We start from the raw sequence: 12,713 nt of genomic DNA, 5'->3' as shown, positions 1-12,713 counted from the left end.
CGGTGGGCGTGCGGCCCTCACGGCGGTGCGGTCAACCAGCGCTGCGGCCCGCGGGGCGGTGTGGTCGGCGGGCGGTGCGCGGTGCTTGCGCGTGTCGTGCCCGTGCCCATGGCCGCGCCCGCGCCTGTGCCCGTAGCGGAGAGGTGTCAGCCGCCGGCGCCGGCCGGACCCCCGGAAGGGGATGCGGTCGGGGAGGTGGCGGTGGCGGGCATGCCTGGGAAGGCGGTGGGCGGGTCGGGGCGGAAGGTGTAGGCGCGGGTCACGGCCTCCTGCATGGCCAGGGCCGCCGACTCCCGGACCTTGGGGTCCTGTGCGGCGACGAGCTCCAGGTACGCCGCCGCCACCCCGTTCTCCAGCTGCACCGCCAGCTTGACGGCCAGTTCGGCGTTGGAGGGGAAGAACGGCAGCGCGTACGACGCGTCGGGTTCGGCGGGCTGCCCGCCCCGGGCGGTGATGAGGGTGCGGAGCCGGTCGCGCTGGGCGCGGTGCGACTCGTAGGCGGCGCTCATCCGCTGCCGGACCGCCCCCGAGGTGCGCGCCGCCAGCAGCCCGTACGCGAACACCGCCGCGTGCTCGGCGGCCAGCGCCTTCCGGAGCTTGTCGACGTCGGTGTCGGCGTCTGTGTGGGCGGAAGTTACAACGACCACAGGGACCTCATAGGGACTTCGGAAGGGCGATGGCGTGGGCGGCCTCGCAGGCGCCGATGCTGGCGACGAGCTGGGCGACCCCGGGTGAGACGCCGGCGAGCTGCCGTGGCCGCGCGGCGGCGGCCTTGCGCTCGATCTCCCGCAGCCGCGACAGCGACGCCTTGGCGGGCTTGCCGGACGGAGCGCTGGGTGAGGGCGAACCGGCGGGGACGTGCTTGCGCAGCTCGGCGAGGTGGGCCTGATGGCGGTCGCGGAACGGCGCCAGCTTCTCGGCCCCGCCGGCGACGAGCGCCGAGTAGAGGGCGATCGTGCGTTCCTTCTCCGCGATGATCCCCTTCAGCAGGACGACTTCGGGCGAGTCGGGCGGCGGCGCGGCGGGCGGCTGCGGCGGCCCGGAGGCGCTGCAGCCGGTCAGTGCGGCCGCCGTGCCCGCCAGCAGGGCCCGGCGGGAGAGCTGACGCGCGCGCACGAACTCGAACCTCCAGGTGTCACCGGCCTCGTTGGGGCCTCGGTAGCATCGTACGGCCAGTGCCCGGGATCGCCGTCCGGCGACGCTCCGCCATTCGACCGTGACGAGTGGCGCTCTCTCCGTGCCCTCATACGGATAGGGTGTCAACTGTCGTCGCTGGCTGAGCGGCCAGACGGCGGGAGAGCCAGAGGCGAGGTCCGCCCGGCTGAGACATGACAATAGGGGAGGTCGATATGGGCAGCGCATCACCCCGCGACCACCTGATGAAGCTCCTGGAGCCCGTGGTCAGCGCGGAAGGTCTCGACCTGGAGGACATCACGGTCACCCAGGCAGGCAAGAGACGGCTGTTGCGGGTGATCGTGGATCGTGACGGCGGTGTGAGCCTCGACGACGTGGCCGACGTGAGCCAGGCCGTCTCCACGGCGCTCGACGACGACGACGCGATGGGGCAGGCGGCTTACACGCTTGAGGTGTCCTCTCCGGGCGTCGATCGCCCGCTCACCGAGCCGCGTCATTGGCGTCGTGCGGCCAAGCGGCTGGTGAAGGCGGAGCTGAAGGACGGCTCCGTTGTGGAGGGCCGCATCCTGGCCGCCGACGAGAGCGGCGTCGACCTCGACGTGTCGGGCGCGCCACGCAGGCTTGGTTACGAGGACCTGACCCGCGGACGGGTTCAGGTGGAATTCCGCCGGATCGACGACGTCGACGGCGACGAAGGCTAAGGGGGAGCCGCCGTGGACATCGACATGAGCGTCCTGCGCAGCCTGGAGCGGGAGAAGGACATCTCCTTCGACCTGGTCGTCAAGGCGATCGAGGACGCGCTGCTGATCGCGTACTTCCGCACCGACGGCGCCGCGTCGAAGGCGCGGGCGGAGCTCGACCGGGCCAGTGGTCACGTCACGATCTGGGCGGCCGAGCTCGACGAGGACGGCGAGGTCGTCAGGGAGTTCGACGACACGCCCAACAACTTCAGCAGGATCGCCGCGACCACCGCCAAGCAGGTCATCCTGCAGCAGTTGCGCGACGCCGAGGACGAGATCAACTTCGGCGAGTTCGCCAGCCGTGAGGGCGAGCTGGTCTCGGGCGTGATCCAGCAGGGCAAGGACCCGCGCGTGGTGCTGGTCGACCTCGGCAAGATCGAGGCGGTGCTGCCGCACCCCGAGCAGGTGCCGGGCGAGGAGTACGTGCACGGCGAGCGCATCCGCGCGTACGTGGTGCAGGTGAAGAAGGGGCACAAGGGCCCCTCGGTCACGCTGTCGCGCACGCATCCGGGGCTGGTGAAGAAGCTGTTCGCGCTGGAGGTGCCGGAGATCGCCGACGGCACCGTGGAGATCGCGGCGGTGGCGCGCGAGGCGGGCCACCGCACGAAGATCGCCGTCAGGTCGCGCAAGCCGGGCGTGAACGCCAAGGGCGCGTGCATCGGGCCGATGGGCTCGCGGGTCCGCAACGTGATGACGGAGCTGCACGGCGAGAAGATCGACATCATCGACTGGTCGGAAGATCCGGGAGAGTTCGTCGGGAATGCCCTGTCGCCCGCGCGCGTTTCCCACGTCGAGGTTCTCGATCTCGAAGGTCGTGTCGCGCGGGTCACGGTGCCCGACTACCAGCTTTCGCTGGCCATCGGCAAAGAGGGACAGAACGCCCGGCTCGCCGCGAGACTCACAGGATGGCGGATCGACATCCGGCCCGATACACAAGCCGAGGACGCCGCCGGTTCCGTAGATGCGTCAACACGGTAAGCTGGAATATGGTGGCCAAGCGGTCCCACAGCGCACCTGTGTGGGCTGCAGGGCTCGCGAGGCTAAGTCCGAGCTGCTCCGTCTGGTGCAGGTCGAGGGCCAGGTGGTCCCTGACCTGCGCGGACGGCTCCCGGGGCGCGGTGCGTCGCTGCATCCGTCCCTGAGCTGTCTGGAGCTTGCCGAGCGGCGCCGAGCGTTCCCGCGCGCGTTCCGCGTGCCGGGGCCGCTTGACAGCTCGCCCGTGCGAGCTCATCTGGAGGGAGACCAAAGAAATGTCATGTAGGACGCCGAGTTGATGGGCGGAGTCAGATTGCTATGAGCGCCTGATGAGCACGCGGCGATGAAGACGTCAAGGTAACGACGGTCCGGACGGCACAGCCAGCCTCCCGGGCCGAGTAAGGGAGTGCAGTGGCGAAGGTCCGGGTATACGAGCTCGCTAAGGAGTTCGGCGTAGAGAGCAAGGTCGTCATGGCCAAGCTCCAAGAGATGGGAGAGTTCGTCCGTTCGGCGTCCTCGACCATCGAAGCGCCGGTGGTCCGCAGGCTCACCGAAGCGCTGGGGGTATCCAAGGGTGCCTCCTCGAGGGGCGGCGGTCAGCCGTCCAACAAGCCGCAGCCGCCAAGGGCTGCGCCCCGGCCGGCCGAAGGCCAGGCCGGTAACGGCGCTGGGCAGGCGCCGGTCCCCGCTCCACCGCGTCCGGGCCCCAAGCCCGGTCCGCGTCCCGGCCCCGCGGGCGGCGGCAGCACGCCGCGTCCGCCGGTGCCGATGCCGCACCAGCAGCCGCAGCAGCAGCCCGAGGCCGCGCGCGGCGAGACCTCAGGTGCCCCGCAGGCGCGGTTCGAGAGCGGCGCGCCCGCCCGTCCGGCTCCTGGTCCGCGTCCCGGCCCCGCCGGTGCCGGCCCGCGTCCCGGTCCGGGCCCCAAGCCCGGCCCTCGTCCCGGCCCCGCCGGCGGCGAGCGCGGCGGTGAGCGCGGCGACCGTGCTGAGCGCGGCGGCGACCGCGGTGACCGCGGTGCCGACCGTGGCGGTTCCACGCAGGCGCCCCGTCCGGGTGCGCCCGCCGGTGGCGGTCCGCGTCCCGGCCCCGGCCCGCGGCCGGGTCCGCGTGGCCCGCGTCCGGGTAACAACCCGTTCTCTTCCAACGCGAGCGGCATGGGCCAGGCCCGCCCGCCGCGTCCGGGCGGCAACCGCGAGGGCGGTGGCGGTCCCGGCCAGCGCGAGCGTCGTGACGGTCCGCCGCGCGACGGCGCGATGCCGCGTCCGCCGCAGTCGCGGTCCGGTGACCGGCCCACTCCGGGCCCGCGTCCCGGCCCGCCCCCCGGTGGCCCGCGTCCGGGTCCCGGTGCGGGTGGCGGCGCCGGTGGTCCCCGTCCTGGGGGCCCGCGTCCCAACCCGATGATGATGCCGCAGGGTCGCCCTGCCGGCCCCGGCGGCGGTGGCCGCCCGGGTGGCGGTGGCGGCGGCGGTCGTCCCGGTGGTGGCGGCGGTGGCCGTCCCGGCGGTGGCGGCGGTCGTCCCGGTGGCGGCGGCGGTTTCGCCGGTCGCCCGGGTGGCGGCGGCGCCGGTGCGCGCACCGGCACCGGTGGTCCCGGTGGCGGCGGCGGTGGCGGCGGCTTCGGCGGTCGTCCCGGTGGCGGCGGCCGTGGCCGTGGCGGTGGCACCGCGGGAGCCTTCGGGCGTCCCGGCGGCCGTCCCGCGCGTGGCCGCAAGTCCAAGCGTCAGAGGCGCCAGGAGTTCGACAACATGTCGGCGCCGGCCATCGGCGGCGTGCAGGTCGCTCGCGGCAACGGCGCGACGATCCGCCTGCCCCGCGGCGCGTCGCTGTCCGACTTCGCCGACCGCATCGGCGCGAACCCCGCCTCGCTCGTGCAGATCATGCTGCACCTGGGCGAGATGGTGACCGCGACGCAGTCGGTCAACGAGGAGACGCTGCAGCTCCTGGGTGCCGAGCTCGACTACGACATCCAGGTCGTCAGCCCGGAGGAGGAGGACCGCGAGCTTCTCGAGGCCTTCGACATCGAGTTCGGCGAGGACGAGGGCGACGAGGCCGACCTGGCCGCGCGCCCGCCGGTCGTGACCGTCATGGGTCACGTCGACCACGGTAAGACCAAGCTGCTCGACGCCATCCGCAAGACCAACGTGGTGGCGCGCGAGGCGGGTGGCATCACCCAGCACATCGGCGCTTACCAGGTCTCCGCCGAGCACGAGGGCGAAGAGCGGAAGATCACCTTCATCGACACCCCGGGTCACGAGGCGTTCACCGCCATGCGTGCCCGAGGCGCCAAGTCCACCGACATCGCGGTGCTGGTGGTCGCGGCCGACGACGGTGTGAAGCCGCAGACGATCGAGGCTCTCAACCACGCCCAGGCGGCCGAGGTGCCGATCGTGGTCGCGGTCAACAAGGTCGACAAGGAGGGCGCCGACCCCAACAAGGTCCGTGCCCAGCTCACCGAGTACGGCCTGGTGGCGGAGGAGTACGGCGGCTCGACCCTCTTCGTCGACATCTCGGCGAAGAACGGCACGGGCATCGACAACCTCCTCGAGGCCATCCTGCTGACCGCCGACGCCGAGCTCGACCTGCGGGCCAACCCGACGATGGACGCCCAGGGCATCGCGATCGAGGCGCACCTCGACCGTGGCCGCGGCCCCGTCGCGACCGTCCTGGTCCAGCGCGGCACGCTGCGCGTCGGCGACTCGATCGTGTGTGGCGAGGCCTTCGGCCGCGTCCGCGCGATGCTCGACGACAACGGCGAGCCGGTCGAGGAGGCCACGCCGTCGCGTCCGGTCCTGGTGATGGGTCTGACGGCCGTGCCGAGCGCCGGTGACAACTTCATCGTGGTCACCGACGACCGGATGGCCCGGCAGATCGCCCAGCAGCGCGCGGCGCGCAAGCGCAGCGCCGACATGGCGAAGTCGAGCCGTCGCCGCACCCTCGAGGAGCTGTTCAGCGACCTCGAGAAGGGCCGCGTCGACGAGCTCAAGCTCATCATCAAGGGTGACGTGTCCGGCTCGGTGGAGGCCCTGGAAGACGCCCTGCTCAAGATCGACGTCGGCGACGAGGTCAGGCTCCGTGTCCTGCACCGCGCGGTCGGCGCCATCACCGAGTACGACGTCAACCTGGCCGTCGCCGACGACAACGCGGTCATCATCGGCTTCAACGTCCGGCCTGAGCCCCGGGCGCGCGACCTCGCCGAGCGCGAGGGCGTCGACATCCGCTACTACTCGGTCATCTACCAGGCGATCGAGGAGATCGAGGCGGCGCTCAAGGGCATGCTCAAGCCCGAGTTCGAAGAGGTCCAGATGGGCACGGCCGAAGTCCGCGAGGTCTTCAAGGTGCCGAAGATCGGCAACGTCGCCGGTTCGCTGGTCCGCTCCGGCGTGATCGTCCGCAACAGCAAGGCCAGGCTCATCCGCGACGGCGTCGTCATCGCGGACAACCTGACCGTCTCGTCCCTGCGTCGCTTCAAGGATGACGCCACCGAGGTCCGCGAGGGCTTCGAGTGCGGTATCGGTGTCGGCTACAACGACATCAGGATCGACGACGTGATCGAGACGTTCGAGATGCGGGAGAAGCCGCGCGTGTGACGCACGGCCGGGCGCCCGGCGGGACATCCGCCGGGCGCCTCTCGCACGCCCTGGCCCGCTTCCCGCCGCAGCGGGCCGGTCGTGCTCAGACTCCAGGTCAAGCGGTGGTTGCCAACGATGTATGTGGGTGCTCTGACCCTGGACATCCTGCTCGGCGACGTCAGATCGCTGAAGCAGAAGCGCTCTGTCGTCCGGCCGCTCATCGCCGAGCTGCAGCGCCGTTATCCCAGCATCGCGGTGGCTGAGACCGGCCATCTCGACCTGCATCGCAGAGCGGAGGTCGGTGTGGCGGTGGTCTCCGCCTCCGCGGGTAACTGCAAGGAAGTGCTGGACGCCTGCGAGCGCATGGTGGCCTTCCGCCCGGAGATCGAGCTGCTGTCGGCCCGGCACCGGCTCTACAACGACGAAGACTGAACGACTGCACGGCCCGTTCGTGCGTGAGGGGGAGCCAACATGGTGGATGCAGCACGAGCGCGCAAGCTCGCCGACCGCATCCAGCAGATCGTCGCCGAGATGCTGGAGCGCCGGATCAAGGATCCGCGTCTGGGCTTCGTCACCGTGACCGACACCCGCGTCACCGCTGACCTGCGCGACGCGACGGTCTTCTACACGGTGTTCGGCTCCGAGGCCGAGCGCGCCGACAGCGCCGCCGCCCTCGAAAGCGCCAAGGGCATCATCCGCTCCGAGGTGGGCAAGCAGACCGGGGTGCGGTTCGCCCCGACGCTGACGTTCAAGCACGACCCGCTGCCCGACAACGCGCGCCACCTCGACGATCTGATCAACGCCGCGCGGGCGCGCGACGCCGAAGTGGCGCGGCAGGCCGAGAAGGCCTCCTACGCCGGCGAGCCCGACCCCTACCGCAAGCCCGACGACGAGGAAGACCTCGAGGTGAGCAGGGAAGACCAGGCGTGACGCCCGACGTGCGCGACAGGACCGACCGCCCGGCCAGCCTGGAGCGGCGTCCTATGGAGTGCTGCCCGATCCCCGAGTCATCGTGGGATCGGGCGCTGCGGCTGATCGGCCAGCACGACGAGATCGGGCTGGCCTGCCACGTCAACCCCGACGGCGACGCGCTCGGGTCGATGCTCGCCGTGGCGTTCGTGCTGCGCTCGATGGGCAAGCGGGTGGTGGCGTCGTTCGGCGACCGGCACTTCGCGGTGCCGCGCCTGCTGGGCTTCCTGCCGGGGCAGGAGATGCTGGTGCCGCCGGAGCAGTTCCCCGCCGCGCCCGACCTGATGATCGTCTTCGACTGCTCGACGTTCGAGCGGGTGGGCCTCCTGGGCGCCAACGCGGCCTCGGCACGCGAGGTCATCGTCGTCGACCACCACCCGTCGAACACCGGGTTCGGCACGCTCGACCTCATCGACGCCAAGGCCGCGGCCACCGCGATGCTGGCCGAGCAGCTCGTCTACCGGCTCGGCGGGCGGCTCGACCGCGACATCGCCACCTGCCTGTACGCGGGGCTCGTCACCGACACCGGGTCGTTCCGCTACTCCTCGGTCACGCCCGCCGTGCACCAGATGGCGGCCAGGCTCGTCGCCACCGGGCTGCGTACCGACGAGATCGCCCGCGAGCTGTGGGACCGCTCGCCGTTCGGCTACCTCAAGGTGCTGGCGCACGCGCTGGAGCGGGTGACGCTGGAGGGCTCGCTCGTCTGGACGTACGTCTCCCGCGTCGACCGGGCCGCGTACGGGCTGCCGTACTCCGAGCTCGAAGGCATCATCGACATCGTGCGCCGCGCCGACGAGGCCGAGGTCGCGGTCGTGCTCAAGGAGGACGACCACGGCGACTGGCAGGTCTCCACCCGGTCCAAGGGCACCGTCGACGTCGCGGCCGTGTGCGCGGCGCTCGGCGGCGGCGGCCATCACAACGCCGCCGGCTACACCTCGTACGACACCGTGGAGGAGACCATGGCCAAGTTCCGGCGCGAGCTGCGGAGGGTTTCCTAGATGGCCGAGAGCGGTCTGATCATCGTCGACAAGCCGGGCGAGTGGACCTCCCACGACGTGGTGGCCAAGATGCGGCGCATCGCGGGCACCCGCCGGGTGGGGCACGCCGGCACGCTCGACCCGATGGCGACGGGCGTGCTGGTGGTCGGCGTGGAGAAGGCGACCAGGCTGCTCGGGCACCTGACGCTCACGGAGAAGGTGTACGAGGCCACGATCCGGCTCGGCGTGAGCACCAACACCGACGACGCCGAGGGCGAGGTCGTCGCCACCGCCTCGGCGGCCGACGTCACCGCACCCGAGATCCACAAGGGCGTCGCGGCGCTGACCGGAGCGATCATGCAGGTCCCGCCGCAGGTCAGCGCCATCAAGGTGAACGGCCAGCGGGCCTACAAGAAGGCCCGCGCGGGCGAGGAGGTCGCGCTGGCGGCCCGGCCCGTCACCGTGCGGCAGTTCGACGTGCTCGACATCAGGGCCGGCGGCGACGTCGTGGACGTGGACGCCGTCATCACCTGCTCCAGCGGCACCTACATCCGCTCGCTGGCCCGCGACCTCGGCGCCGCCCTCGGCGTCGGCGGCCACCTGACGCGGCTGCGGCGCACCCGGGTGGGGCCGTACGACGTGTCGCTGGCCAGGAGCATCGAGCAGCTCTCGGAGGAGTGCGTGATCCTGCCGATCGGCGAGGCGGTGGCGGCGGCGTTCCCGCGCCGCGACGTCACGGCCGAGGAGGCCCGGATCATCGGGCACGGCGGCCGGCTGCCCGCGTCGGGGCTCGGCACGGGGCCGATCGGCGTGTTCGGGCCGGAGGGCGAGCTGCTGGCACTGGTGGAGGAGCAGGGCCGCGTCGCCAAGCCCCTCGCCGTCTTCGTCGGTTAGGCGCTCGGGTGAGTACGGCGGGAGCGGGCCAGCACCAGCCCGCCGAGCGCCGTACCGGCCAGCCCGAGCGCCAGGGCCACCGCACCGCCGAACACGCCGTTGCCGGTGCCGAGGCCACCGTCGGCGACGGCCAGGTTCACCACGCCGTTGACCGCGCCGATGAGGCCTCCGGCCAGCGCCACGACGGCCCCGTTCCGCCCGCCGTTGCCGATGCCGCGGCTGGAGCGCCGCAGCGCCAGCCAGCCGGCGGCCACGGCGGCCAGCGACACCAGCGCGGCCACGCTGGCCCAGATCCGCTGAGGGGTCCCGAGGAAGTTGTCGACGCCCTGGCCCGCGCATTCGGCGGCCGACGTACAGATCGGTGAGGCGAGCATGGACAGCACGGACATGAGGGGCTCCTCCTTCTACGACTGGACGCCAAGAACTATGTCCGCCGGACCAGCCGCAGGTCATCCCACTGATGGAGGCACTTCCCCCTGCCGCGCACGCCGTAGCGGATCTACCGCGCCCGCGGTAGGCCGGTGCCGCTGCGGCGTGTTTCCCCGATCAGGCAGGGTGAGGCCGATCGGGTCGGGCGCGTGACCAGATCATGATGCCGGCGATCCGGGTGGTGGCCCGGTAGCGGATGCGGCTGTCCAGCCGGGTGCGTGCCCGGCCGATACCGCCCGGTCGGGGCAGCCGGATGCGGTTCAGCAGCACCGGCAGTCGCCGGCGTGTCAGGAGGAGAAGCCGGATCGAAGGTCAGATCGACCCCCGATCCAAGGAACACGCCTTAGCGGGGCTTCCTGGCCACGATGATGTCGCGCACGATCGCCTGGTCCACCCAGTGCTCGAAGTCGGGATAGTCCATCACGTCGAGGCCCGCCTCGGTGAGGATCCTGGCCAGGTCGGCGCTCTTGCCGCCGTAGGTGTTCCAGGCGATGCCCATCGCGCCGCCCGGCCGCAGCAGCTCCGCCCAGACCGGCACGGCCCGGCCCAGCAGCTCCAGCGGGCTGCGTGACAGGCCGGCGCCGCCCTTGCTGCCGTGCTGGACGCCGTACGGGGCGTCAGTGGCCAGCACGTCGAACGAGCGCGGCTTGAAGAACTCGCGGCTCTTGAGCGTGTCGGCGTTCACCACGGCCAGGTGCTGCACGTCACCGGCCTTCACGGCCTCCTTCGACAGCCCGAACGTGACGTTGAGCCGCCGCCCCACCAGGGCCCGATCGCGGCGCACCGGCACGGTCTCGGCCGTGTGCTTGAGCCGCTTGTTGCGCAGCCACGTCTTGATGAAGCCGGTGTACGCCTCGAAGTCCTTGCCGTCGACGTCGATGCCGTAGGCGTCGTAGCCGTACATGAGGGCCTGGTTGAGCGTGGTGCCCCGGCCGCACATCGGGTCGAACACCTGCAGCCCGTCGCCGAGCCCCTTGTCGCCGGCCAGCGCGGTGACGTTGAGCAGCAGCTTCGTGAAGTGCTCGTTCGTCTTGCCCGCGTACTTCTGGATCGTGATCAGGTCGCTGCTCAGCCGGTCGCGCGAGCGCATCTCCAGGGGCCGCAGCAGGTCGCCTTCGAGGCCGAACACCGCGTACACGGACGACAGGTTCGACAGCAGCCGCACGTCGGGCTCGCTCAGCGGGCGCGCCGTCTCGAACGCCACGTACGGCACCCCGCCGATGCGCGTCTCCTCGCTGCCCAGAACCTCGCCCTCAAGGCCGCGGGCGCTGAAGACGGCCAGCTCGCTGCGGGTCAGCCGGACGGAGCTCTCACCGTAGACCCGGTTGAAGGCAGGCAGGATCAGGAGCGCGTAACGAGGCATGATGCCCGATGATAGTGCCCTCGATTGCCGGGCAGGCCGCGGCGCATGGCAGGCTTGTACGGGTTCATCCGGTGGACGAGCGAATGACGAGCGAATGGGGCCTGGCGTGGAGGCATCGGAGAGGTCTGTCGTCACCATCGGCGTGTACGACGGGGTCCACCTCGGGCACCGGCGGGTGGTCGAGCGCACCGTGGCCGTCGCCCGCGAGCGGGGGCTGCGCAGCGTGGCCGTGACGTTCGAGCCGCATCCCGACGAGGTCGTGCGGCCGGGGTCGCACCCGTACCGGCTGGGGAGTGCGCGGCGCCGGGCCGAGCTGCTGGCGGGGCTCGGGGTGGACGAGGTGGACGTGGTGGAGTTCACGCTGGGGTTGTCGCGCACGACGCCCGAGGAGTTCGCGCACAGCGTGCTGGCCGAGCGGCTGCGGGCGGCGGTCGTGGTGGTGGGGGAGAACTTCGCGTTCGGGCAGGGCGCCAAGGGCGATGTCGAGACCCTGCGGACGCTGGGGGAGATGTACGGGTTCGAGGTGGAGTCGGTGCCGCTGCTCGACGGCGTGTCGTCCACCCTGATCAGGGAGCTGCTGGTCGAGGGGGACGTGGCGCGGGCCGGCGAGCTGCTGGGGCGGCCGCACCGGGTGGAGGGCGTGGTCGTGCGCGGTTACCAGCGCGGGCGCCAGCTCGGTTTCCCGACCGCGAACGTCGAGACGCCGCAGTACACCGCGATCCCGGCCGACGGGGTCTATGCGGGGTGGCTGGAATGCGTGGCGGTGGCCAATCTGCCCGCCGTGTACGCGGGGGAGCGGTGGCCGGCGGCCATCTCGGTCGGGACGAACCCGACGTTCGAGGGGGTGCCGCGCACGGTGGAGGCGTACGCGCTGGATCGGGACGATCTGGAGCTGTACGGGGTGCACGTGGCGGTGGAGTTCGCGGCGCGGCTGCGCGGCAACACGCGGTTCGAGTCGATCGAGTCGCTGATCGCCCAGATCCACGCCGACGTCGACGCGACCCGCCGCCTCACAAGCTGACCCGGGCTGCCCCATGGGCCGACCCCCGGCGCAGCCCTTCCAGCAGCGTTGACAGGGCGGCCAGCGTGTTCGCGAGGTCGCCCGGGTCGGTGGAGCGGGCCAGCCACAGCGCCGCCTCGTTCATCGCGCCTGACAGCAGCCGGGTCAGCGGCGCCACCGGCTGCGGCGGGATCACGCCGCCGTCCACCAGCTCGGCCAGCGCCTGCGCCAGGTGGGCGGCCGAGGTGGCCTCGTCGATGGCCCGCCACTCGCTCCAGCCGAGCACGGCCGGGCCGTCGATGAGCATGATGCGCTGCACCTCGGGATCCGCGCTGGCCTCGACGAACGCCGCGCACCCGGCCTTGAGCCGCTGCCACGGGTCGCCTGCCGCCTCCGCCGCGGCCACCACCCGGGCCGCCACCTCCTGCTGCACCTCCTCCAGCACCGCGCGGAACAGCGCCGTCTTGCCGCCCGCGAAGTGGTGGTAGAGGGCCCCTTTGGTGACCCCGGACTCGCGCACGATCTCGGCCAGGCCCACTCCCGTGTAGCCCCTGGACGCGAACAGCCGCCGGCTCTCGGCCACGAGCGTCTGCCTGGTGCGTTCCTTCTGCTCGGCCCTGCTCATCCGCCGCCCCCCTTTGACATACCGATGGTAGGCGAAC

14 protein-coding genes are annotated in these 12,713 nt (G+C 71.9%); 9 read left to right on the top strand and 5 right to left on the bottom strand.

Translation table 11 applies throughout. From position 1 onward, the window contains the following. Positions 1–146: 146 nt before the first annotated feature. Both KIS93_RS48900 and KIS93_RS48895 read right to left on the bottom strand, forming a co-directional pair. A complete protein-coding gene (locus KIS93_RS48900; protein WP_080042103.1) occupies positions 147–647 on the bottom strand; it encodes a ferritin-like domain-containing protein in 501 nt (166 codons plus the stop codon). Between the two features lie 7 nt (positions 648–654). Then, complete coding sequence (locus KIS93_RS48895) at positions 655–1,116, bottom strand: hypothetical protein (RefSeq protein WP_080042102.1); 462 nt, start codon at positions 1,114–1,116, stop codon at positions 655–657. A gap of 233 nt (positions 1,117–1,349) precedes the next feature. Here KIS93_RS48895 and rimP point away from each other — a divergent pair, with 233 nt between their 5' ends. The 8 genes from rimP (at position 1,350) to truB (ending at position 9,259) form a co-directional block, all read left to right on the top strand. Next, positions 1,350–1,835 (top strand): ribosome maturation factor RimP, encoded by a 486-nt coding sequence (gene rimP / locus KIS93_RS48890; protein ID WP_080042101.1) that lies wholly within the window; start codon positions 1,350–1,352, stop codon positions 1,833–1,835. 12 nt (positions 1,836–1,847) lie between these two features. Continuing rightward, positions 1,848–2,852: a transcription termination factor NusA gene (gene nusA / locus KIS93_RS48885; protein WP_080042100.1), complete on the top strand. Its 1,005-nt coding sequence runs from the start codon at positions 1,848–1,850 to the stop codon at positions 2,850–2,852. Further along, entirely contained in the window at positions 2,836–3,135 is a 300-nt protein-coding gene (locus KIS93_RS48880) for a YlxR family protein (protein WP_080042099.1), read from the top strand. The genes nusA and KIS93_RS48880 overlap by 17 nt, the downstream gene beginning before the upstream one ends. Before the next feature lie 125 nt (positions 3,136–3,260). After that, on the top strand, positions 3,261–6,437 hold the full coding sequence (gene infB / locus KIS93_RS48875) for a translation initiation factor IF-2 (protein ID WP_080042098.1): 3,177 nt from the start codon (positions 3,261–3,263) through the stop codon (positions 6,435–6,437). Between the two features lie 117 nt (positions 6,438–6,554). Further along, on the top strand, positions 6,555–6,851 hold the full coding sequence (locus KIS93_RS48870; protein WP_080042097.1) for a DUF503 domain-containing protein: 297 nt from the start codon (positions 6,555–6,557) through the stop codon (positions 6,849–6,851). A gap of 39 nt (positions 6,852–6,890) precedes the next feature. Next, entirely contained in the window at positions 6,891–7,349 is a 459-nt protein-coding gene (gene rbfA / locus KIS93_RS48865) for a 30S ribosome-binding factor RbfA (protein ID WP_080042096.1), read from the top strand. Then, a complete protein-coding gene (locus KIS93_RS48860; RefSeq protein WP_080042095.1) occupies positions 7,346–8,386 on the top strand; it encodes a DHH family phosphoesterase in 1,041 nt (346 codons plus the stop codon). The genes rbfA and KIS93_RS48860 overlap by 4 nt, the downstream gene beginning before the upstream one ends. Beyond that, a complete protein-coding gene (gene truB / locus KIS93_RS48855; protein WP_080042094.1) occupies positions 8,387–9,259 on the top strand; it encodes a tRNA pseudouridine(55) synthase TruB in 873 nt (290 codons plus the stop codon). Here the strand turns inward: truB and KIS93_RS48850 are convergent. Continuing rightward, entirely contained in the window at positions 9,256–9,648 is a 393-nt protein-coding gene (locus KIS93_RS48850; RefSeq protein ID WP_080042093.1) for a DUF6223 family protein, read from the bottom strand. The two genes, truB and KIS93_RS48850, sit on opposite strands and share 4 nt — an antisense overlap. Positions 9,649–10,031: 383 nt before the next feature. After that, a complete protein-coding gene (locus KIS93_RS48845) occupies positions 10,032–11,051 on the bottom strand; it encodes a TRM11 family SAM-dependent methyltransferase (protein WP_080042092.1) in 1,020 nt (339 codons plus the stop codon). Between the two features lie 94 nt (positions 11,052–11,145). Between KIS93_RS48845 and KIS93_RS48840 the strand changes: the two genes are divergently transcribed. Beyond that, a complete protein-coding gene (locus tag KIS93_RS48840) occupies positions 11,146–12,072 on the top strand; it encodes a bifunctional riboflavin kinase/FAD synthetase (RefSeq protein WP_080042091.1) in 927 nt (308 codons plus the stop codon). On the opposite strand, the gene KIS93_RS48835 is transcribed toward KIS93_RS48840, so the two are convergent. Next, a complete protein-coding gene (locus tag KIS93_RS48835; RefSeq protein WP_080042090.1) occupies positions 12,062–12,676 on the bottom strand; it encodes a TetR/AcrR family transcriptional regulator in 615 nt (204 codons plus the stop codon). The two genes, KIS93_RS48840 and KIS93_RS48835, sit on opposite strands and share 11 nt — an antisense overlap. Between the last annotated feature and the right edge of the window lie 37 nt (positions 12,677–12,713).

The sequence above is a fragment of the [Actinomadura] parvosata subsp. kistnae genome, from assembly GCF_900323885.1.
GTDB lineage: Bacteria > Actinomycetota > Actinomycetes > Streptosporangiales > Streptosporangiaceae > Nonomuraea > Nonomuraea composti.
This window is presented reverse-complemented; position numbering and strand designations above follow the sequence as displayed.